The sequence below is a fragment of the Paenarthrobacter nicotinovorans genome, from assembly GCF_021919345.1.
GTDB lineage: Bacteria > Actinomycetota > Actinomycetes > Actinomycetales > Micrococcaceae > Arthrobacter > Arthrobacter nicotinovorans.
The window spans coordinates 2,141,165-2,161,035 of the sequence record NZ_CP089293.1 but is presented as its reverse complement, the minus strand read 5'-3'; the positions used below and the strand labels follow the sequence as shown (position 1 = coordinate 2,161,035).

Here is a 19,871-nt window from a genome sequence, read left to right as displayed (position 1 = left end):
GAGATGTTGCGCCGCAGCGGTGCCCGGGGGGTCTCCGCCGAAATGTTGGCCAGGGAGTTCGCGGTATCAGTACGTACCGTAAAGAGAGACCTTGATGCCCTGGAGAACAGTGGGGCGCCCATCTGGTCCCGCCCAGGCCCCGGCGGTGGTTACGGACTGGCTGCAGGGTCCTCTCTGCCGCCCGTCACCCTGTCCCCGGCGCAGGCCGTGGCCCTCATGGCGGCTGTGTCCGCAGCGCCCGATGCGCCGTACGCAGACCTGGCCGCAGCGGGTATCCACAAAATCCTGGACGTCCTCGATCCCGGAACCAAGGCTAAAGCAGACGAACTGGCCGGTCGCATCTGGGTCAATGAGGTTCGCTCCCCGTCGCGCAAAACCAGGTCAGCGCTGGAGGAAGCAATGGCCGCGCAGCGCGTGGTCCGTATCAGTTACACCTCGGCAGACGGGACTACGACCATCCGCGACGTGGAACCTGTGCTTTTCGCCTCCACGAACGGCCGGTGGTACCTGGTGGGGTGGTGCCGGCTGCGCGACGCGATGAGATGGTTTACCGTTTCCCGCATCGAAGGGGCCAGCGTCACCACAACTGCCTGCAGCGGCCATACCATCGACGAAGTTGGCGAGCCCCCGGTGAACGCCCGGCCGGTGCATGGGCGTGCGCAGTGAACCCGACAGTATCCAGAACCCGGCAGTTTCCAACTCCGGTCAATCCAACTCCGGTCATGATGGTCAGGGAACCCGGTTCAGCCATTCACTGGTACCGAACTTGGAGTCCACGCGTTTCCTGGCTTCTGCGAGCTCTGCTTCAGTGAGCACGGACTCTGAGGCACCGTATCGCTCGGTAAAGACATCCTGCATGGCCTGCAGGATTGCGGCCCGCGCCATGCCGGTCTGGCGACGCAAGGGGTCCACGCGTTTCTTGGCGCTGCGGGTGCCCTTGTCCGAAAGCTTCTCCTTGCCGATCCGCAGCACTTCGACCATTTTGTCGGCGTCGATGTCGTAGCTCATGGTGACGTGATGGAGCATGCCGCCGTTGGCAAGCCGCTTCTGGGCGGCTCCGCCGATCTTGCCCTGGTCCGTTGCGATGTCATTGAGGGGCACATAAAAAGCGGTGATTCCCAGCTTCTCGAGTGCTGCCATGACCCAGGCATCCAGGAACGCGTATGAGTCGGCGAAGCTGATGCCGTCCACCAGGGTCTGTGGCAGGTACAGGGAATACGTGATGCAGTTGCCGGCCTCCATGAACATGGCTCCGCCGCCGCTGATCCGGCGGACCACGGTGATGCCGTGGCGGGCAACGCCCTCAGGATCAACCTCGTTCTTGACCGATTGGAAGCTGCCGATGACTACTGATGGCTCCTCCCAGTCCCAGAACCTTAGCGTGGGATTACGCAACCCGGCGCCGACCTCTTCGGTCAGTACTTCGTCCAGTGCGACGTTCACATGGGTCGGGAGAACTGACGGCGGGATGACATCCCACTGGTGGTCGTCCCAGCTGGTGGCTTTGGACAATGCGCGTCGGACTGTAATGGCCACAGCCTCTGCGGAGAAACCGAACAGCGTTGCGCCGGCGGGCAATCCGGCGCTGACCGACGCGGCAATATCTGCTGCTGTTGAGTTCCCGGGAAGTCCTGTCAGTGCCCCATTGATGTCCTGCAGGGCTTCATCGGGTTCGAGGAAGAAGTCGCCGCTCAGCGAAACGTTGGCAAACAGGCCGTCCACCACATCCAGGTCCACCACCACCAGTTTGCCGCCGGGAACTTTATATTCGCCGTGAAGGCGGGTCCCGGCGTCGTCGTTATCGGTTTCAGGTGTCGGCTGGGAAGTCATGGTTTCCATCTTGCCGGAAAACGCAAAAGCCCGCATTGCCGGAGAATCCGGTAATGCGGGCTTTTGAAAGCCTTGGGGTGAAGTGGTTACTTCTTGCCGCCGAAGCCCTTGAAGCGGGCGTTGAAGCGCTCGACGCGGCCAGCGGAGTCCATGATGCGCTGCTTGCCCGTGTAGAACGGGTGGGACTCCGAGGAGATTTCGACGTCGATAACCGGGTAGGTGTTTCCGTCTTCCCACTCGATGGTCTTCGAGGAAGACACGGTGGACTTGGTCAGGAACTGCGTACCGGAAGCCAGGTCGTTGAATACAACAGCTTCGTACTTCGGGTGGATATCAGACTTCATAATGGGACCTTTTGTTCACGCAACTGGATTTTGCCAGCTGCCAGGTATGAATGGAGGTGGTCCGTGGACTGCAATGCAACATTCCAGCTTCCGGGCCAACAACCAATCATAGCCGAAACGAACACGCCATACGAACCGGCGTCAGCCCCGCGGACGGAGTTCCCAGAATGCCACGGCGGAGGCAGCTGCCACGTTGAGGGAATCGACGCCGGCGCGCATGGGGATCTTGACGGCGAGGTCGACGGCGGCAAGGGTCTCTGCGCTCATGCCGGCACCTTCGGTTCCCAGCACCAGCGCCAGTTTCGGGAGCTCCCTGGCGGCGAGGTCGTCAAGGTCCAGGGCGTCGTCTGTCAGTTCCATGGCTGCCACGGTGAAGCCCTGTTCCTTGAGGCGGCCCAGGTCCTGTGGCCAGCTCTCCACACGTGCCCAGGGGACCTGGAAGACCGTGCCCATGCTGACGCGCACGCTGCGGCGGTACAACGGGTCGCCGCACCGTGGCGAGACCAGGACGGCGTCCACCCCCAGTGCAGCCGCCGACCGGAAAATAGCCCCCACATTGGTGTGGTCCACGATGTCTTCGAGCACGGCGACGCGCCTGGCGGATGCCAGGAGCTCCTCCAGCGGGACGGGAGCCGGGCGGTGCATGGCGGCCATGGCTCCCCGGTGGAGGTGGAAGCCCGTGATTTCCTCCAGGAGTGCCGCTTTCCCAATGAAGACCGGCACGTCCGGATAGGCCTGGAAGACGTCGGTGAGGTCCTCCAGCCACTTCTCGGCCAGGAAGAAGGAACGCGGCTGGTGGCCGGCGGCCAACGCCCTGCGCAGGACTCTGGAGGACTCGGCGATATACATGCCCTCGCGCGGCTCCCGGAGCTTCCGGAGGTGCACATCGGTAAGTGTTGTGTAGTCACTGACGCGTGGATCGTCAGCGGACTCAAGGTAGTGGAATGTCACCCCGGGATCACTTCAGGAGGTTGGCGATCATGAAGCCAAGCGCCACAATACCGAGGGTGAAGATGACGCCGCGCAACACCTTGGGCGACAACTTCCGGCCAACCTTCGATCCAAGCAGCCCGCCGATCGTGGAGCTGACGGCAATGAGCAGGACGACCCACCAGTTGATTCTGTCGAAGGCGAAGATGAGATAGGAAACAGCGGCAACCATGTTCACCGTCAGGGTGAGGATGTTCTTCATGGCGTTGGCATTTTGCATGGTGCCGGAGAGGAAAACTCCGAGGATCCCCACCAGGAGGATTCCTTGCGCGGCCACAAAGTAACCGCCGTAAACCCCGGCGAGGTAGATCAGGACCACCAGGAGGATGCCGTGGCTCTTGTCCTTGATGGCATGCTCGGGGTTCTGTTCCCTGTTGCGGATCCATGCCTGGAGTTTGGGCTGGAACAGCACCATGAGCAAGGCTGCGACCAGCAGGACAGGTGCCACGTAGCCAAACACCTTTTCCGGCAGGTGGAGGAGCAGCCATGCGCCGGTGATGCCACCCAACAGCGATGCCGGCATCAGCTTGAGCAGCTGCCTGCCGCGGCCGGCCAGTTCGCGGCGGTAACCCCAGGCGCCAGCGGCCGTACCGGCGACGAGACCCATCGCGTTGCTCATGGAAGCGACGACGGGCGCCACACCCAGGGCGATCAGCACGGGGAAGGTCACCAAGGTGCCCGAGCCGACTACTGCGTTGATGGTGCCGGCCCACAGGCCCGCAAAAAAGACCAGGATGCTGCTAAGAATCTCCACGTTTGTCCCGGACCGCCCTAGCGCCGTGCGGTGGCTGTGTAGCGCCCGGCGTTTTCGGAAACGTCCAGGGCCAGGCCAAAGGTGTTGCCGAGGTGCTCGTCAGTGAGGACGTCCTTGATGGGACCGGCAGCCACCACGCCCCCTTCCCGGAGCAGCATGGCGTGGGTGAATCCCGGAGGTACTTCTTCAAGGTGGTGGGTTACCAGGACCATGGCCGGCGCGGCCGGGTCGCTGGCGAGTTCGCCGAGTTTGTGAACCAGCTCTTCGCGGCCGCCAAGATCAAGGCCGGCGGCAGGCTCATCCAGCAAGAGCAGTTCGGGGTCGGTCATCAGGGCGCGGGCGATCTGTACCCTCTTCCGCTCACCTTCAGACAATGTTGCGAAGGTGCGGTTGAGAAGGGGGCCCATCCCCCAGTCGTTCAGGAGGCCAAAGGCGCGCCGTTCGTCGTCGCGCTCATAGCCTTCCCGCCAGCGGCCGGTGACGCCGTACGCTGCAGTGACCACTACGTTCAGGACGTTCTCATGCTCGGGGATCTGGGTAGCCAGCGCTGCGGAGGAGAGTCCGATCCGGGGCCGGAGTTCGAAGACATCGACACGACCCAGGGTTTCGTCGAGGATTCCGGCCTTGCCGCTGCTGGGATGGAGGCGCGCGGCCGCAATCTGGAGAAGAGTCGTCTTGCCCGCGCCGTTCGGGCCAAGGATGACCCAACGTTCGCCTTCGTTGACCTGCCAGTCCACCTTGTCCAGCAGGGTCTTCTTGCCGCGGACAACGCTGACGGAGGCCAATTCCAGAACATCACTCATAGCAGTAGACACTAGGACAAAACTGCACATGACTGATAACTGATGTTTCTGCTCGTATATGAGTCGAAACAGTTTCGGGTGGACGGACCGCCCTCAGTAGGATTGAGGCCATGACTTCGAACTTGGCTGCGGTCAGCTATGGCGTGAAACTTTCCCCCGATTCGCTTGAGGGCGTGCGCAAGGTACTGGCCGACGCAGGCGCAGAAGTGTCAGCGGAATCACACAGCGGCGATGACAGGTTCGGCGTCTCTACGTCTGAATTGAACGTGCGGCTTGACTCCCCCGCCGAGCTGTCCAATCTTCGACGCCGGGTGGCCGAAGCTGCCGTCGAGGGCGCCGATACCGCCCTGGTGCCTGCAAGCCTTCGGCAGGCAGGGCGCAAGCTGCTCATCATGGATGTGGATTCAACGCTCATCCAGCAGGAAGTCATCGAGCTGCTCGCAGCATATGCGGGCAAGCGCGAAGAGGTCGCTGCCGTCACCGAAGCTGCCATGCGGGGTGAATTGGATTTTGCGCAGAGCCTCCATGCGCGTGTGGCCGTGTTGGCGGGCCTGCCGGCCGACGTCGTGAATTCCGTCCGCGACGAGGTGCGCCTCAGCTTGGGTGCGGCAGAACTCGTAGCCGCGTTCAAGGCGGCCGGCCACGTGGTGGCTGTTGTTTCCGGTGGCTTCAACCAGATCCTTGGGCCCATCGCAGAAGATCTGGGCCTTGATTACTGGATTGCCAATGAGCTTGAAATCGTCGACGGCGCGTTGACCGGCAAAGTCCTGGGGGCCGTCATCGATCGGGCAGCCAAGGAGAAGTACTTGAGGCAGTGGGCTGCGGCCGAAGGAATCGAGTTGGCGCACACGATCGCTGTCGGTGACGGCGCGAACGACCTCGACATGCTGGGCGCGGCCGGGATCGGTGTGGCATTCAACGCCAAGCCCGCGGTCCGTGCAGTGGCGGACGCCGCGATCAATATGCCGTACCTCGACGCTGTGCGGCACATCGCCAACGTCTGACCGGGCTCTCCGGACTTCCCGGTTTTTTCGCGACACGATCGACGCTGCTGTCCCACCTATTGGTGACTCACAGCAACCAGATCCCCAGGAGCGAAAGATGGTTATTCAGCAAACACACGTGGGAGCGTCCGTTGGCATGGCCGGCCTTGACGCGACGATTGTCCAGATCGGCCTCATGGCCATACTCATTCTTGGTGCGGCGATAGCCGCCCTTATCGGGTCCTTCGCCGTGCTTGTCCTGGTGCCGCTGGCGGCAGTCGTGGTTCGGAGGCACCACGGAAGACGCGCACAGCCCTCCCTCGGGCCTGGGACGACGGACGAAACCGTTCCTTTTCGGGGTGTCGGACCCCGGCATGCGAATGTCACAAGAAACACGTGACTCGATTTCGTGACGCAAGAAATCGAATACGTAATTTGATTGTTACCCGCGATGGGTCGAGCGCGGATTATTCACGAAATCTTGGAATCGGGCTGCTTTTTAATCGGCGAATGTGCCTACCCTGTTGGAGGAATCGAGAGCAAATGTCCATCTCCCGTATTCCACTGAAGTCATTACCAAACAGGAAGAATGCAACATGAGCACGCTTGATGAAGCCATAAAGCAACTGCTGTCCATTGAAGGCGCTACTGGCGCGGCCGTCGTCGACTATTCCAGTGGCATGGCACTCGCGCAGGGAGGAAACCCCGGATTCGATCTCGGGGTAGCGGCGGCCGGAAACTCGAATGTGGTGAGCGCAAAGCTGCGCACCATGGCTGACCTCAGCCTGGACGGAGATATCGAAGACATTCTCATCACCCTGGGTGGGCAGTACCACCTCATCAACGTCCTGAATTCACGTGACTCCAAGGGATTGTTTGTGTACTTGGTGCTCGATCGTACCTACGCAAACCTCGCCCTGGCCCGTCACAAACTCAACAACGTAGCCAAGGGAATCACCATCTGATCAAGGTCGTCAGCATGGGGACGGCCGCTTGACCGCGGCCGTCCCTTATCAGTGGCTGTCCCCTGTTAGTGGCCGTCTTCGGACACTGTCTCCAGGCGCTGGCTCTTCACCCTCCGGGCACCACTGTTTGCCGAGGCGACGGCTTTGCCCAGCATGTGGTAGACCAAAACGTCTTCATTGGTGTTGGCGTTTGCCTCGATGGTGACAAGCTCACCATCGCGGACAACTCCTATCCGGTGGCACCAGTTGACCAGTTCCGTGAGATCCGAGGACAGCAGAATGATCGCGACACCTGTCTCCCTCAGTTCGTTGAGCATCTGGTACACAACGTCCTTCGCCCCAATGTCGATGCCGCGGCTCGGATGACTCAGGATCAACACGTCACAGCCGCTCGTCATCCATTTGGCGAGGGAGACCTTCTGGCGGTCCCCGCCTGACAGGTTTGTAACAGAACCGTGGATGTTCGTCGTGCTGATGCGCATGCGGCGCACAAGGTCTATCACTCCACGGAGCCCGGCAATCTCGTCCTGCAATCCTGCTTCGACGGAATCCTCACGCAGGCCGGTGGCAATGCTGGTTGTTGTTTCCACGTGTCCGGCGTCGTCCGAGAGGTAACCGATCCTGTGCCGCAGGGCGTCCTCAGGACCCTGGATGTCAATGGACTGTCCATGCAGGAAAAGCTCTCCCGAGGTGCGGGGCCTCCTACCCACCAATGATTCGAGCAAGTGGTAGACACCCGATTGATGGGTTCCGAGCAGTCCGAAAATTTCGCCTTTGCCGACGCTGAAGGTCACGTCCCGGACAGAGTCCCCAACATTGAGGTTCATGACCCGCAGCACCTCGTCATCGCCGGCCGGCTCCGCAGGCCGCTGGCCGCCCGCCGGTTTGTGCTGCAGCAAGAGGAAAGCCAGTTCATCGGCGTCGGTCCGGCTGGCCTCAACGACTCTGTGGACCCTGCCATCACGCAACACGGCAATGCGGTGCGCGATTGAATGGACTTCATCGAGGCGGTGGGTGATGTAGATGATCGCCCGCCCTTGGCTGATCAGCATTCGGAGGACCTGGTGCAGGGCGGCGACGTCGTGATCAGGAAGGGAAGCAGCCACTTCATCCATAATGACCAGTTGTGCTTCCTCAGCCACCATCCGCAGGACTTCAACGAGCGTTTGTTCGGCCCGGACCAGGGTGCCCACCGTCGCGTCAGGATCCAGGTCCAAGCCGGCGTCCTTGATGAGTTTCAGGGCGGGACCCCGAAGTTCCGTATGGGGCTTTCCGGATTGGAAGGTGCCCCGGTACACGGCCTCGGCCACTGTCATACCGGGATCGAGGCGGAAGTTCTGCGGAACAATCCCCACGCCACAGGCCTGCGCTTCTTCGCGCGAATCGGGACCGTATTTTTCTCCCGCCAACGTCATGGATCCGGACTCGTGCCTGAGCGATCCCGACAGGACATCCATCAGGGTGGTCTTCCCTGCCCCGTTGGTTCCGATCAGTCCAAGTATCTCGCCTCGATGCAATGAGAAATCGACACCCTTGAGGATGCGGCGCTGGTCATGTGAGGCATGAATACCATCCGCATGCAATAGCAGGTCCACAGAAGCTCCTAATCCGCACTAATGCGTGAACGGCTGTCGAAAGGCCGTAATGCGCAAAGCATCCAGAAAAGCACTGACGAAATAAGGGGTCCGGATGCAGTGCTGAGTCAATCAGAAGACCTACCAAAAGGCAAAAAAGAATAACAAAACCATCACTGGCAATTCGTGACGCGAGATTTGTCAGAATTTATCGAAATGTCATCATCTGTTGCTTAAAAAGAAGCGGCCCGGGACAAGTCCCGGGCCGCAACGAAAGAAGCCGCAGTTACTCGGCGTTTTTGCTGAAGTAGTCCGCGCCGCCGACATACTCGGTGTGTCCGGATTCGACATCGGCTGTCACCATCTTGGCGACCTCAGCGGCGAACTCTTCCACGGAGTACAACTTGCCCGCTTCTGCGCGGCGGGCCTCGATGGCTCCCGGGTTGGACCGGTCAAGAAGGGTTGCCGTTACGGTCCCCTCGATCATGTCGCCGGAAACCACTACAAGAGAGATGCCCTTGTCTGCGAGGCTGGGCAGCAACGCACGGAGGGCGTCTTCACCAGCGCGCTTGCTCTTGGCCACGGGCTCGTACTCAGGCATGGTGGGAACGGTCTCCACGAAGTGAGCCTGGTGACTGGTCACGAAGACCACCCGCGAGCCTTCCGGCATGAGGGGCACGGCAGCGTTGAGCATGTTGATCTGGGCGTCGCGGTTCAGTTTGAGCGCGTAGCCCTCTTCCATGCCGCTTTCCATGCCTCCCGAGGCGTTGAGCACGAGCACGTCGAGGGAGCCGAACTGCTCCATGGCTGTGCTGGCCAGGGCATGCACGCCTTCGTCGGTGGTGAGGTCTGCGCCAACCGCAGCTGCACGACCGCCGGCCGCCTGGATTTCGGCCACCACCTTGTTGGCACGGGGTGCCTTCTGGCGGTAATTAACGACGACGGCGGCACCCTCGCCAGCGAGGATCTTGGCAACTTCAGCGCCGATTCCGCGGGAAGACCCCGTGACGATGGCGGTCTTATTATCCAGCGTTCCCATTCGTGCTCCTTTTGTTCAGTTCATCCAAATTCCGTGGGCTCGGATTCCATCATGCCAGCGGCAACGATGAAATCCGTTGTCGGCCCCGGACAAAAACTACCGTTTGCGGTAGTGGGTCAGTGGCCCATTCCCAAGCCGCCATCGACGGGGATCACGGCGCCCGAGATGTAGGCGGCCTCATCACTGGCCACCCAGCGGACAACGTTGGCCACTTCGGATGCCTCAGCGAAACGCCCGGCCGGGACGTTGGCGAGGTAGGACTTCTGTGTGTCCTCCGGCAGTTCGGCTGTCATATCCGTGTTGATGAACCCGGGTGCCACTACGTTGGCGGTGATGCCACGGCTTCCCAGCTCGCGCGTCAGGGACCGTGCGATACCCACCATTCCGGCTTTGGAAGCGGAGTAGTTGATCTGTCCGGGAGCTCCGTAGAGGCCGGATACGGAGGAGATAAGCACCACGCGGCCCTTGCGGAGCCTGATCATGCCCTTGCTGGCACGCTTGATGACCCGGAATGCTCCCGTCAAGTTGGTGTCGAGAACCGAGGTGAAGTCGTCTTCGCTCATCCGCAGCAGGAGCGTGTCCTTGGTGATGCCTGCGTTCGCCACCAGAACCTCAACCGGCCCGTGCGCCTCCTCGACAACCTTGAACGCCGCATCGATCGAAGCTTCATCAGTGACATCGGCCTTTACGCCCAGGATTCCCTCAGGGAGTTCTGTTTCACTGCGGTAGGTAACAGCCACCTTGTCGCCGTTGGCAAGGAATGATTCCGCGATGGCCAGGCCGATGCCGCGGTTACCGCCAGTGATCAGGACGCTGCGACCGGTGGATACTGCTTCAGACATGCTTTTGCTCCAGGTTCTGCGGTCATCGAATGCCGCGTGAAGAGGGATTTTCCTGTCTCGATCTTATCCGCCGCCTGCAGCAACCCGCGGGTAACCGGCACGCTGCGCGGTTTGGGCGGGCTATGGCCTTGGTGAGAGAATTGGAAGAGGCCTTTGGAGCGTGATGATTCAGCTGTGACACGAGAGAACAGCCCCCTGCAGCAAGTGCCCGGGGAACCGGACGCGGTCTCCAGCGACCCCGAAGTCCACAGCATCACCGATGCCGCTGCCGCGCACTCCGAGGACATGCGCGAACGAATGATCAAGTACGCCGTCGCCATGGGGATCCGCATGGTCTGCATCGTCCTGATTTTCGTCGTTGACGGCTGGTTCAAGATCATTGCCATTGCAGGCGCGGTCTTTCTTCCCTGGATCGCCGTGGTCATCGCCAACGGCAACGACAAAGCCGAGGACCACAGCGATTCACTGCTGGACTATGTGGCAGTTCCGGAACTCGAGCGGTCGGACCTGCCTGACGATGACCAGGATGGCGACGCGCCCACGGTGCTTCAGGGCGAATTGGTGGACGACCCACCGGCCGAGGGAGACGCAGACCCCGGAACGAATGACCACGCAGGAGAAGCCGGCAACCCCGGCGACGGACGGACGGCTTCATGAATATCTTTAATCTTGGCAGCGCAGGCTTGGGCAGCCAGGACTCCGTTCGCGCCACAGCAGCGGCCACATGCTCCCGGAAGGGATGCCGCCAGGATGCCGGGTGGCAGCTCCTGTGGAACAATCCTCGCATCCACACGCCGGAGCGTCGAAAGGTGTGGCTTGCGTGCGATGAGCACCGTGAATGGCTTGAAGACTACTTGCAGACCCGGGGCCTCTGGAAAGAGACGGTGCCGTTTACCGATGATCCGGCAGTGAACGAGGCCCGCTGAATGTACCGTTTCCTCTTCTCCAGCAAGTGGCTGGGGTACTTCGTTTTGGCCGTGATTTTCGCGACTGCCTGTGTGTTTTTGGGGCGCTGGCAGATGGACCGCAGGGCTGAGACGCTCGCCGAAATCAATCGCGTTGTCAGCAACTATTCCGCGACGCCCATCCCCTATTCCGAGATCAAGGACCAGTTCAACGCGCTGGATCCCGAACGGGAATGGACGCAGGTCCAACTCCGCGGCAGCTACGACATCGACGGGCAGCGCGTTGTCCGCAACCGCCCGTTGAACGGCCAGCCAGGCTACGAGGTCGTGGTTCCTTTCCGCCTCACCACCGGCGAGGCGGTGGTGATCGACCGCGGCTGGCTGCCGATCGGCAACAACACACCGGGCCGTCCCGACGTCGTTCCGGCGCCTCCCACAGGCGAGGTCACCGTTGTTGCGCGCCTGAAGCCCGCCGAACCGAAGCTTGACCGCGGGGCGGTGGATGGGCAGCTTGCCTCCATTGACCTGGCAAGCTTTGCCACTGAACTTTCCTACCCCATCGCCACCGGAGCCTACGGACAGCTGGCCAGCGAGGAACCTGCCGTGCAGCCCATGCCGACACCGTTCCCCAAACCGGCCACCGAAGAAGGAACCCACCTCTCCTACTCCCTTCAATGGTTCGCCTTTGGAGTCCTGATGTTCATTGGGTTCGGCTACGCCGCGCGCCAACAGGCCCGCAACGCTGCCATCGACGCCGAAGACGAAGAGGACGAGCAGATCATGGCCGCCGGCGGAAGCCCGAAGCGCCGTGCCCCTGCCCCGCGCAAGAACAAGCGGCCCACAGCCGAAGAAGAGGAAGACGCAATCCTGGATGCACAAGGCTACTGAACCGGCTACTGATCCCGTGGACAACGTGCGGTCGGCCCTGATAGCCGCCGGCGCCAAGGACACAGTCCAAGTATTCGATGACGAGGTGCCTACGGCCGCAGCTGCAGCGGCGGTCCTTGGCTGCGAGGTGGCAGCTATTACCAACAGCCTGATATTCGATGTCGATGGCGAACCGCTGCTGATCCTTGCCAGCGGCGCTGCCAAGGTTGACACCGCACTCGTGGCAGATCAGCTTGGGACCGGCAGGATCCGGCGCGCCAAGCCTGCATTCGTGCTGGAGCACACGGGTCAGGAAGTGGGTGGAGTGGCCCCGCTGGGCCACCCCGGCAGGATCCGGACCATCCTGGATGCCTCGCTGGAACAGCACCCCGTCCTCTGGGCCGGCGCCGGCGACCACAACTCCATGTTCTCCATCAGTTATGAAGAACTCCGCAGGATCACGAACGCCGAGGAACTCCTGGTTCGTTAGCGCGATGCATGCGGGGAACCGCCGGCCCTTAGGCCAGGGTGATGAGGTCCAGGTAGTCCTCGTTCCAGTGGTCCTCGACACCGTCCGGGAGCAGCACTACCCGCTCCGGGTTCAAGGCTGACACTGCGCCTTCATCGTGGCTGACCATGACGACGGCGCCGCTGTAGTTCTTCAGCGCACCCAGGATTTCGGCACGGCTGGCAGGGTCAAGGTTGTTCGTGGGCTCGTCAAGGAGCAGCACATTGGCGCTCGAAGCCACAATGGTGGCAAGCGCCAGGCGTGTCTTCTCGCCACCGGAAAGCACTCCCGCGGGCTTGTCGACGTCGTCTCCGGAGAACAGGAACGAACCCAGGATCCCGCGGACCTCAGCGTCCTTCATGTCCGGAGCCGACGACCTCATGTTTTCCAGCACCGTACGTTCGTGGTCCAGCGTTTCGTGCTCCTGGGCGTAATAACCCACCTTGAGTCCATGGCCCGGGATGATGTCGCCGGTATCAGGCTTGTCGACGCCGGCCAGCATACGCAGGAGGGTGGTCTTGCCGGCACCGTTGAGGCCAAGGATGACCACTTTGGAGCCGCGGTCGATGGCCAGATCCACATCCGTGAAGATTTCCAGGGACCCGTAGGACTTGCTCAGGCCCTCCGCGGTGAGCGGGGTCTTGCCGCACGGTGAAGGATCCGGGAAGCGCAGGGCGGCCACGCGATCGTTTTCACGAACCGCTTCAAGCCCGCCGAGAAGGCGTTCCGCACGTTTGGCCATGTTCTGAGCGGCAACGGCTTTGGTGGCCTTGGCGCGCATCTTGTTTGCCTGGTCGATCAGGACCTGGGCCTTCTTCTCTGCGTTGGCACGCTCGCGCTTACGGGCGCGCTCATCGGTTTCGCGCTGCTGGAGGTAACGCTTCCAGCCCATGTTGTAGTAATCGATCTGGGCGCGGTTGGCGTCCAGATGGTAGACCTTGTTGACCGTGGCCTCAAGCAGCTCCACATCGTGGCTGATCACGATCAAGCCGCCTTGGTGGTCTTTCAGGAAGTCCCGCAGCCAGGTGATGGAGTCGGCGTCGAGGTGGTTGGTCGGTTCGTCAAGCAGCAGCGTTTCGGCCGAGGAATACAGGATGCGGGCCAGTTCCACACGGCGGCGCTGGCCACCGGACAGTGTCTTGAGCGGCTGGTTGAGGATGCGCTCCGGAAGGGCCAGGTTCGAGGAAATGGCGGCAGCCTCTGCCTCCGCGGCGTACCCGCCACCGGCCAGGAACTCCGACTCCAAGCGGTCGTACCGGTTCATGGCCTTCCGTTGAATGGACGCGTCTTCGCTGGCCATCTCCTGCTGTGCCTTCTTCAGCTTTCCGACCACCACATCCAGGCCGCGGGCCGAGAGGATACGGTCGCGGGCGAGCTGTTCCATGTCAGGCGTCCGGGGATCCTGGGGCAGGTAGCCGATCTCGCCACTGCGCGTCACTTTGCCGCCTGCGGGAAGACCCTCCCCTGCCAGGACGCGCGTCAGGGTCGTCTTGCCGGCACCGTTGCGGCCGACCAGCCCGATCTTGTCCCCTTTGTCCACCCTGAAGTTGACCTGGTCCATGAGCAGGCGTGCGCCGGCGCGGAGTTCGAGTTCCTGGACGGTAATCAATTCGGGTGATGCCTTTCAATGGGGAACGCCTGCGGGGGCCAGTGGGCCCGATGAGTGCGGCGGGGTGCGGCCGTGAGAACAGCCTGTTCAAGTCTACCGGCACCCAGGGCACGGACTGACATCCTCTTCCACAGCGGAAACTGTGCCAACGACCAAAGATTCCCCGAGCACCCTTGTAGGGAGGCTCCAAAATCCACGTCGCCCCGCATCCGTATTGTCGAAGCCAGGGGAAACAAGTACTTTCATCGCACCCATCTCATCCGTTAGGACCCGTCATGAGCAAGACCGATGCTGTCACTGTGCAGCGGCCCACCACCTCACGCAAACGCTGGAACGCAACCGATATCGGTCTCATCGCCGTCTTTGCAGCCCTCGTGGCCGCGTCGTCGATCGTACCCGGCATTCCGGTGGGCGCCCTTGGTGTGCCCATCACTTTGGTGACCCTGACCGTGATGCTCAGCGGACTGGTACTTGGCGCCGGTCGCGGCTTCGCCGCCGTCGGACTCTATGTCGCGTTGGGCCTGGCAGGTTTGCCCATCTTCAGCGGAGGCCGCAGCGGCCTGGGTATCCTCGCGAGCCCTTCGGCCGGGTACATCATCGCTTTCCCGCTGGCGGCGGCGGCCACAGGCTACCTTGCCGCCGTAGTGATCCGCAGGACCATCAAATACCGGGGACTTTGGCTGTTCGCTGCCACCATGGCCAGCAGTCTCGTTGTTGTCCATGGCCTGGGCATCCTCGGCATGATGGTCAACGCCAAACTCGACTTCAGCAAGGCACTGCTCGCTGACCTGCCGTTCCTTCCCGGGGACACCCTCAAGAACGTCCTGGCCGTGATCATCGCACTGGCAATTCACAAGGCATTCCCGGATGTCCTGGTACGTCGGGTTAAGCAGGGAAGTTGAACAGCATCAGTTTCAACGGGGTCTCGGTGCGCGTGGCTGTGGACACAGGCGACGCACCCAAGACACTGCTGCACCGGTTTTCCCTGGAGCTCACGGAGCGTCGTATCGGTGTGATCGGTGCCAATGGCTCCGGCAAGTCCACCTTTCTCCGGCTCTTCAACGGTCTGGTGGCTCCCACTGATGGAACAGTCGTGGTGCATGGCCGCAGCACGGATTCAGATGTCCGCCGCGTGCGGGCTAACGTAGGTTTCGTTTTCACAGATCCGTTGTCCCAACTGGTGATGCCGACAGGGCGGGAAGATGTTGAGTTGTCCCTGCGGCGTTCCGTCAGGAACTCCAAGGAACGTACTGCCAGGGCTGAAGCCGTCCTCGACCGCTTCGGGCTCCTCCGCGTGGCCGACCAGAGCATCTATGAACTCTCCGGCGGAGAACGCCAACTGCTCGCACTGGCCGCGGTGCTGGCCGTCAACCCCGGGGTTCTGGTCCTTGATGAACCGTCCACCCTGCTGGATCTGCGCAACCGTGAGCTCTTGCGCCGAACCATTGCGGGGCTGGACCAACAGGTCATCATGTCCACGCATGACCTCGACCTGGTTCTCGACATGGACCGCGTCCTGGTGGTGGAGGACGGTCGCATAGTGTTCGACGGCGGCGCGGCCGAAGCCGTGGCCCATTACCGTGCGCTGTGCGAAGGTACAGCAGTCGAAATGCCCGTGGAAGGATTACCGAGGTGAGGGGCCACGGCCACCTGCTCGCACAGCACGTCCCTGGCAGTTCCCTGATACACCGCACTCCCCTGTGGCTGAAATTCCTTGTGGTGGCGGCCTGCGGAACGGCGTCGTTCCTGATCGTCGACTGGGCAGTATCCCTGGCCGTCTTCATCGTCATGTGCGGGCTTTTCCTGCTCAGCGGTGCCGGGATCAAACGACTCCTGGGATCCCTCTGGATGGTCACGCCCATCCTTCTGGCCATCGGTCTTTTCCAGTGGTGGCAGTTGGGCGGACCAACAGCGGCGCGCATCGTGCTGAATGTACTGGTATGCGTCGTGGCCGCTTCAGTGCTGACCGCCACCACCCCCGTGCAGGATTTGCTGGATGGCGTGGTGTCCATCTCCAAACCATTCCGCCGGTTCGGCGCCGATCCCGAACGTTTCGCACTGACCATTGCCGTGATGCTCCGCAGCATCCCGTTTATCGCCGGCGCCTTCGCCGATGTCCGCGATTCCGCGCGCGCCCGGGGCCTTGAACGGAACCCCAGGGCCTTGGTCCTGCCCGTGTTCATCTCGACCGTGGCCTATGCACGACAGACCGGCGACGCCCTCGCTGCCAGGGGGCTGGGCGAAGCCGACGAAGCACCCTTGAGTCAGAGCCGCGAGTAACGCAAAAGGCTGGCGGTGCCCATGCCGCCGGCGATGCTGATCATCGCCAGCCCGAGGGCCCCGGACCCTGTCTCGCGGTACCGTCTCCTGGCCTGCGCCAAGAGCCGCGTCACCAGAACCGCCCCCGATGCACCGTACCCATGACCCAACGCCAGGGCACCGCCTTCACGGTTCGCCCGGGCAGGATCCAGGCCCAAGTGTTCCAGGCATGCGATCGTTTGCGATGCGAACGCCTCGTTGAACTCGATGAGGTCCAGCGTGTTTGCTGCCACACCACGACTGGCGAGCAATCGTTCGGCAGCATGGGCGGCACCAATACCCAGCAGATCCGGATCAACGCCTGCCGTGTCGTTGCCAAGCACCTCGAGTCCGTCCACCGCACCCATCGCGACTGCCCGCGCCATGGAGGTCACCACGACGGCGGACGCGGCGTCCGCGTCGAAGCACGAGTTCGCTGCCGTGACTGTTCCACCGGTCACGAAGGCGGCCGGGAAACGGGCCATCAAAGCGGGTCGCAGCGAAGGCCTGGGACCGTCATCGGACATCACGGGCCCTTCAGTGCCGCTCAGCGGGACGATTTCGTCGAAATATCGGCCCGCAGCGGCAGCCTCCACTGCGCGGCGGTGGCTGCGGAGGGCATACTCGTCCTGCCTCTCCCTGGTCACGCCGAAAGTCCTGGCAACATTTTCCGCAGCGACTCCCATGTCCGGGTCTCCGAACTGTGGCGGCACGAAGGTGGCCCGGGAGTAGAACTCCAGTCCGCCGTCGTGATCCTTGTTGGCCCTGGCCGGGGCCGTACTGATGCTTTCGACGCCGCCGGCCAGGAACAGCGGATCACCACCGGCGGCAACCAGCCGGGATGCCAGCGCTATGGCGTCCAGTCCAGAGCCGCACTGACGGTCAACCGTTAGCCCCGGGACGGTGACAGGCAAGCCGGCCTGGAGCGCGGCGTACCGGGCGAGGTTTCCACCCCCGCCCACTGCGTTGCCGATGATGACGTCGTCCACGTCCGAGGGTTCCACCGCCGTGGACTCCAGCAGCGAAGCCAGGACCGGTGCCAGGAGATCCGGCGCGCGGAGATGCTTGAGCTGCCCGTTGGCGCGGCAAACCGGCGATCGAAGGGCCGCAATGATGACAGGTTGCCGGGCGGGATCCGTTTGCGTCGCCGTGCTAACCAAGGGGCTGTGCCCTGGAATCATGGTTCTTGATCCAATCCAGCAGCACCTTACGGCTGACTTTGCCACGATCCGTCATTGGCAGTTCGGAGAGCAGGTAGAACTGCAGCGGCCACTTATCCCGCGCCAGCAGGCCGTCGAGCCCGGTGCGGAGCTGCGTCGCCGTGACGGCGCCATAGGCAGGAACGACGCCGGCAATCACCTTTTGACCGCGGATGTCGTCAGGTGCGCCGGCGGCGACCGCCACCTCGATGCCCGGCACACAGGCCATGGCCAGTTCCACCTCGTGCGGGTACACGTTCTTCCCTGAAGTGACGATCATGTCCGAACGCCGGCCGAGAATGTGGAGGACTCCCCCTCGGAGGTAGCCCTGGTCCCCTACCGTGTACCAGCCGTTGAGGCAGCGCAGGGCGTGCCCGTCGTCGCCCCACAAGTAGCCATTGCTGACCATTCCGCTGCGCACGCTGATGTTGCCGTGGGTGCCTTCGGGCAAAACGTTGCCGGCGTCGTCGAGAATGCTGAGCTCCACGCCCGGGAAAGGGGTTCCGATGCCCGTGCCCCCCACATCCAGCGGTTCACCGGCGGCCAGCCGGGTACCCGAGACGAAACTCAACTCCGAAGCGCCGTAGTACTCATAAATGGCAGCATGCGGTGCCCAGCGCCTGGCAGCTTCCAGGGTCCGTGCGTCCAGCTTCGAACCGGCGCAGATGATAGTGCGGATACCGGAGGCGTCCACGTCGCCCGCCAAGCCCCGTTCGCTCAGCAACCGCAGCATGGTGGGGGCAAGGACCAAGCGGGTGATGCCGTCATGGCTGATGGACGCGTGGGCGTCTCCGACATCGAATGATTCGAGGGTGTGGAACGCGGCCCCCGCGTAAAGGCACTCGGAGAGGGCATAAAGGTTCAGGCTCGCGGAAAGCGGGCCCGGCGCCAGCGTGTGGTCATCCTGCGAGAGTCCGAAGAATTCGATGGAAGCCTCGAACGAGACCTGCCACGAGCGGCGGGAACGGGTGAAGGCTTTGGGAACAGAGGTAGTACCCGAGGTCAGGCCAACCAGGAACGTGCTTGAAGGATCTCCGTCATGCAGACCGCTCCCCATTGCGGTTCCGGCTGTTCCGGCAGTTTTGGCTGCGCCGCAGTTGCGGGATTCAACAAGGCGCGAGGCTACGTCTTCAATCATTGGAGCAGGCCAGAGGGGGTCAAGGATTGCGCAGCGTCGCTCCCCCGCGACGGCGGCAGCGTACCGCTCAACGAAGTCAACGGAGTTTGGTTCGGCCAGCACCGTTGTGGAGCCGGAGGCGGCCAGCAGTCCTGCTGCGTCGTCGCGAAGTCCGGCCCACGTGATCCGGCTGCTGCCCACGACGACGGCGGTGTCGTGCGGGCGCTCATCAGCCCAGATGTGAAGTTTGTCCAGGAAAGGCATCCAGCCAATTTTACGGCAGTGTCCACACTCTGGCATCAAAAGTGACGTCTATTCTGACTGTATGAGTTTCAACGATGGCGCGCAGCTTGACCCGTCCCAAGTCGAGGACCGACGTGGCGGTGGTATGGGCAGAGGGACCAAAATCGGTGGTGGCATCGGTGGTGGCATCGTGGTGCTGCTGCTCGCCCTCTTCGGTATCAACCCCAACATCCTCGGAGACCTGAGCGGTGGAGGGAGTCCGCCTCCCGCCGTCGAAAGCGGAACCGGAGCAGGGGGCGTGCAGGAGTGCCAGACCGGGGCTGACGCGGACAAGCGCCTCGACTGCCGCATCACCGGCACCGTGAACAGCCTGAATGCCTTCTGGCCCGACTACCTGGCCCAATACAATGTGAAATACTCGCGGCCAGGAACGGTCATCTTTGACCAGGCCACCAACACCGGATGCGGTCCGGCCACCACGGCTGTTGGACCGTTCTACTGCCCCGCCGACGTGAAGGCCTATTTCGACCCCGGGTTCTTCGATGAACTGGTGACACGGTTTGGCTCTTCGGGCGGCCCGCTCGCCCAGGAATATGTGGTGGCCCATGAATTCGGTCACCATGTCCAGAACATCCTGGGCAACCTCGACCGGGCACAGCAGGATCCGCAAGGACCCCAGTCGGGAGGCGTTCGGGTGGAACTGCAGGCCGATTGCTATGCAGGGCTGTGGGTTCGCCACGCCACCACGCAGACTGATGCCAGCGGCAAGCCCTTCCTTGATCCCCTCACCGAGCAGGACCTGCAGGACGCGCTGTCGGCTGCTTCCGCCGTCGGAGATGACCGGATCCAGGAGGCCGCCACTGGACGGGTCTCTCCCGAATCGTGGACGCACGGATCCAGCCAACAACGGCAGAAGTGGTTCTATCAGGGCTACAGCACAGGTGACATCAACAAGTGCGACACCTTCGGAGTGGCAACCCCATAGCTTTCACACTTAAAGA

Annotated in this window: 23 protein-coding genes; 11 read left to right on the top strand and 12 right to left on the bottom strand. The window is 62.3% G+C overall.

Going from position 1 to position 19,871, the window contains the following annotated elements; all coding sequences use genetic code 11:
- The first annotated feature begins 3 nt into the window (after positions 1 to 3).
- Entirely contained in the window at positions 4 to 666 is a 663-nt protein-coding gene (locus JMY29_RS10090; protein WP_229778595.1) for a helix-turn-helix transcriptional regulator, read from the top strand.
- A gap of 63 nt (positions 667 to 729) precedes the next feature.
- Here the strand turns inward: JMY29_RS10090 and JMY29_RS10085 are convergent, their stop codons facing one another.
- The 5 genes from JMY29_RS10085 to JMY29_RS10065 all read right to left on the bottom strand — a co-directional run bounded on the left by JMY29_RS10085 (position 730) and on the right by JMY29_RS10065 (position 4,721).
- Positions 730 to 1,830 carry a lipoate--protein ligase family protein gene (locus JMY29_RS10085; protein ID WP_189075576.1) on the bottom strand — a complete coding sequence of 367 codons (1,101 nt, stop codon included), beginning with the start codon at positions 1,828 to 1,830 and terminating at the stop codon, positions 730 to 732.
- Positions 1,831 to 1,916: 86 nt separating this feature from the next.
- Positions 1,917 to 2,174, bottom strand: a complete 258-nt coding sequence (locus JMY29_RS10080) for a type B 50S ribosomal protein L31 (protein ID WP_017200906.1) — start codon at positions 2,172 to 2,174, stop codon at positions 1,917 to 1,919.
- Positions 2,175 to 2,315: 141 nt separating this feature from the next.
- Positions 2,316 to 3,125 carry a TrmH family RNA methyltransferase gene (locus JMY29_RS10075; RefSeq protein ID WP_189075577.1) on the bottom strand — a complete coding sequence of 270 codons (810 nt, stop codon included), beginning with the start codon at positions 3,123 to 3,125 and terminating at the stop codon, positions 2,316 to 2,318.
- Positions 3,126 to 3,132: 7 nt separating this feature from the next.
- Entirely contained in the window at positions 3,133 to 3,918 is a 786-nt protein-coding gene (locus tag JMY29_RS10070; protein WP_018777598.1) for a sulfite exporter TauE/SafE family protein, read from the bottom strand.
- Between the two features lie 17 nt (positions 3,919 to 3,935).
- Positions 3,936 to 4,721 carry an ABC transporter ATP-binding protein gene (locus JMY29_RS10065; protein ID WP_039241258.1) on the bottom strand — a complete coding sequence of 262 codons (786 nt, stop codon included), beginning with the start codon at positions 4,719 to 4,721 and terminating at the stop codon, positions 3,936 to 3,938.
- Positions 4,722 to 4,831: 110 nt separating this feature from the next.
- Here JMY29_RS10065 and serB point away from each other — a divergent pair, with 110 nt between their 5' ends.
- The gene (gene serB / locus JMY29_RS10060; RefSeq protein WP_189075578.1) at positions 4,832 to 5,725 is read left to right on the top strand and encodes a phosphoserine phosphatase SerB; all 894 of its coding nucleotides are present in this window, start codon (positions 4,832 to 4,834) and stop codon (positions 5,723 to 5,725) included.
- Between the two features lie 67 nt (positions 5,726 to 5,792).
- Here the strand turns inward: serB and JMY29_RS10055 are convergent, their stop codons facing one another.
- A complete protein-coding gene (locus JMY29_RS10055) occupies positions 5,793 to 5,999 on the bottom strand; it encodes a hypothetical protein (protein WP_156369819.1) in 207 nt (68 codons plus the stop codon).
- A 301-nt stretch (positions 6,000 to 6,300) separates the two neighbouring features.
- Here JMY29_RS10055 and JMY29_RS10050 point away from each other — a divergent pair, with 301 nt between their 5' ends.
- The gene (locus JMY29_RS10050; protein WP_018777594.1) at positions 6,301 to 6,669 is read left to right on the top strand and encodes a hypothetical protein; all 369 of its coding nucleotides are present in this window, start codon (positions 6,301 to 6,303) and stop codon (positions 6,667 to 6,669) included.
- A 65-nt stretch (positions 6,670 to 6,734) separates the two neighbouring features.
- Here the strand turns inward: JMY29_RS10050 and JMY29_RS10045 are convergent, their stop codons facing one another.
- The 3 genes from JMY29_RS10045 to JMY29_RS10035 all read right to left on the bottom strand — a co-directional run bounded on the left by JMY29_RS10045 (position 6,735) and on the right by JMY29_RS10035 (position 10,124).
- A complete protein-coding gene (locus JMY29_RS10045; protein ID WP_189075579.1) occupies positions 6,735 to 8,264 on the bottom strand; it encodes an ATP-binding cassette domain-containing protein in 1,530 nt (509 codons plus the stop codon).
- A 265-nt stretch (positions 8,265 to 8,529) separates the two neighbouring features.
- Positions 8,530 to 9,282, bottom strand: coding sequence for an SDR family oxidoreductase (locus JMY29_RS10040; protein ID WP_018777592.1), 753 nt, complete (start codon positions 9,280 to 9,282; stop codon positions 8,530 to 8,532).
- A 116-nt stretch (positions 9,283 to 9,398) separates the two neighbouring features.
- Complete coding sequence (locus JMY29_RS10035) at positions 9,399 to 10,124, bottom strand: beta-ketoacyl-ACP reductase (RefSeq protein WP_039241251.1); 726 nt, start codon at positions 10,122 to 10,124, stop codon at positions 9,399 to 9,401.
- Positions 10,125 to 10,277: 153 nt separating this feature from the next.
- On the opposite strand from JMY29_RS10035, the gene JMY29_RS10030 reads away from it, so the two are divergent.
- From JMY29_RS10030 to JMY29_RS10015, 4 genes are read left to right on the top strand one after another with little or no spacing between them, the layout of a single operon-like run.
- A complete protein-coding gene (locus JMY29_RS10030; protein WP_018777590.1) occupies positions 10,278 to 10,781 on the top strand; it encodes a DUF3099 domain-containing protein in 504 nt (167 codons plus the stop codon).
- Positions 10,778 to 11,050: a hypothetical protein gene (locus JMY29_RS10025; protein WP_189075580.1), complete on the top strand. Its 273-nt coding sequence runs from the start codon at positions 10,778 to 10,780 to the stop codon at positions 11,048 to 11,050. Before JMY29_RS10030 ends, JMY29_RS10025 begins: the two co-directional genes overlap by 4 nt.
- On the top strand, positions 11,051 to 11,917 hold the full coding sequence (locus JMY29_RS10020; RefSeq protein WP_189075581.1) for an SURF1 family cytochrome oxidase biogenesis protein: 867 nt from the start codon (positions 11,051 to 11,053) through the stop codon (positions 11,915 to 11,917).
- Positions 11,901 to 12,386: a YbaK/EbsC family protein gene (locus JMY29_RS10015; RefSeq protein WP_055975727.1), complete on the top strand. Its 486-nt coding sequence runs from the start codon at positions 11,901 to 11,903 to the stop codon at positions 12,384 to 12,386. The genes JMY29_RS10020 and JMY29_RS10015 overlap by 17 nt, the downstream gene beginning before the upstream one ends.
- 28 nt (positions 12,387 to 12,414) lie before the next feature.
- On the opposite strand, the gene JMY29_RS10010 is transcribed toward JMY29_RS10015, so the two are convergent.
- A complete protein-coding gene (locus JMY29_RS10010) occupies positions 12,415 to 14,013 on the bottom strand; it encodes an ABC-F family ATP-binding cassette domain-containing protein (RefSeq protein ID WP_018777586.1) in 1,599 nt (532 codons plus the stop codon).
- Positions 14,014 to 14,288: 275 nt separating this feature from the next.
- Between JMY29_RS10010 and JMY29_RS10005 the strand changes: the two genes are divergently transcribed.
- The 3 genes from JMY29_RS10005 to JMY29_RS09995 are packed head-to-tail and all read left to right on the top strand — an operon-like array spanning position 14,289 to position 16,293.
- A complete protein-coding gene (locus JMY29_RS10005; RefSeq protein WP_189075582.1) occupies positions 14,289 to 14,915 on the top strand; it encodes a biotin transporter BioY in 627 nt (208 codons plus the stop codon).
- Positions 14,912 to 15,649 carry an energy-coupling factor ABC transporter ATP-binding protein gene (locus tag JMY29_RS10000; RefSeq protein WP_189075583.1) on the top strand — a complete coding sequence of 246 codons (738 nt, stop codon included), beginning with the start codon at positions 14,912 to 14,914 and terminating at the stop codon, positions 15,647 to 15,649. Before JMY29_RS10005 ends, JMY29_RS10000 begins: the two co-directional genes overlap by 4 nt.
- Positions 15,646 to 16,293, top strand: a complete 648-nt coding sequence (locus JMY29_RS09995; RefSeq protein WP_018777583.1) for an energy-coupling factor transporter transmembrane component T family protein — start codon at positions 15,646 to 15,648, stop codon at positions 16,291 to 16,293. The genes JMY29_RS10000 and JMY29_RS09995 overlap by 4 nt, the downstream gene beginning before the upstream one ends.
- On the opposite strand, the gene JMY29_RS09990 is transcribed toward JMY29_RS09995, so the two are convergent.
- Both JMY29_RS09990 and JMY29_RS09985 read right to left on the bottom strand, forming a co-directional pair.
- On the bottom strand, positions 16,278 to 17,492 hold the full coding sequence (locus JMY29_RS09990; protein ID WP_110504619.1) for a thiolase family protein: 1,215 nt from the start codon (positions 17,490 to 17,492) through the stop codon (positions 16,278 to 16,280). The genes JMY29_RS09995 and JMY29_RS09990 overlap by 16 nt on opposite strands.
- On the bottom strand, positions 17,464 to 18,891 hold the full coding sequence (locus JMY29_RS09985; RefSeq protein WP_189075584.1) for a class I adenylate-forming enzyme family protein: 1,428 nt from the start codon (positions 18,889 to 18,891) through the stop codon (positions 17,464 to 17,466). Before JMY29_RS09985 ends, JMY29_RS09990 begins: the two co-directional genes overlap by 29 nt.
- A 61-nt stretch (positions 18,892 to 18,952) precedes the next feature.
- Between JMY29_RS09985 and ypfJ the strand changes: the two genes are divergently transcribed.
- A complete protein-coding gene (ypfJ, locus tag JMY29_RS09980; protein ID WP_018777580.1) occupies positions 18,953 to 19,855 on the top strand; it encodes a KPN_02809 family neutral zinc metallopeptidase in 903 nt (300 codons plus the stop codon).
- Positions 19,856 to 19,871: the final 16 nt, after the last annotated feature.

Coding starts and splice junctions, on each gene's coding strand:
- JMY29_RS10090 (WP_229778595.1), top strand. CDS start 4: ATGTTGCGCCGCAGCGGTGCCCGGGGGGTCTCCGCCGAAATGTTGGCC.
- JMY29_RS10085 (WP_189075576.1), bottom strand. CDS start 1,830: ATGACTTCCCAGCCGACACCTGAAACCGATAACGACGACGCCGGGACC.
- JMY29_RS10080 (WP_017200906.1), bottom strand. CDS start 2,174: ATGAAGTCTGATATCCACCCGAAGTACGAAGCTGTTGTATTCAACGAC.
- JMY29_RS10065 (WP_039241258.1), bottom strand. CDS start 4,721: ATGAGTGATGTTCTGGAATTGGCCTCCGTCAGCGTTGTCCGCGGCAAG.
- serB (WP_189075578.1), top strand. CDS start 4,832: ATGACTTCGAACTTGGCTGCGGTCAGCTATGGCGTGAAACTTTCCCCC.
- JMY29_RS10050 (WP_018777594.1), top strand. CDS start 6,301: ATGAGCACGCTTGATGAAGCCATAAAGCAACTGCTGTCCATTGAAGGC.
- JMY29_RS10040 (WP_018777592.1), bottom strand. CDS start 9,282: ATGGGAACGCTGGATAATAAGACCGCCATCGTCACGGGGTCTTCCCGC.
- JMY29_RS10035 (WP_039241251.1), bottom strand. CDS start 10,124: ATGTCTGAAGCAGTATCCACCGGTCGCAGCGTCCTGATCACTGGCGGT.
- JMY29_RS10025 (WP_189075580.1), top strand. CDS start 10,778: ATGAATATCTTTAATCTTGGCAGCGCAGGCTTGGGCAGCCAGGACTCC.
- JMY29_RS10020 (WP_189075581.1), top strand. CDS start 11,051: ATGTACCGTTTCCTCTTCTCCAGCAAGTGGCTGGGGTACTTCGTTTTG.
- JMY29_RS10015 (WP_055975727.1), top strand. CDS start 11,901: ATGCACAAGGCTACTGAACCGGCTACTGATCCCGTGGACAACGTGCGG.
- JMY29_RS10005 (WP_189075582.1), top strand. CDS start 14,289: ATGAGCAAGACCGATGCTGTCACTGTGCAGCGGCCCACCACCTCACGC.
- JMY29_RS09990 (WP_110504619.1), bottom strand. CDS start 17,492: ATGATTCCAGGGCACAGCCCCTTGGTTAGCACGGCGACGCAAACGGAT.
- JMY29_RS09985 (WP_189075584.1), bottom strand. CDS start 18,891: ATGCCTTTCCTGGACAAACTTCACATCTGGGCTGATGAGCGCCCGCAC.
- ypfJ (WP_018777580.1), top strand. CDS start 18,953: ATGAGTTTCAACGATGGCGCGCAGCTTGACCCGTCCCAAGTCGAGGAC.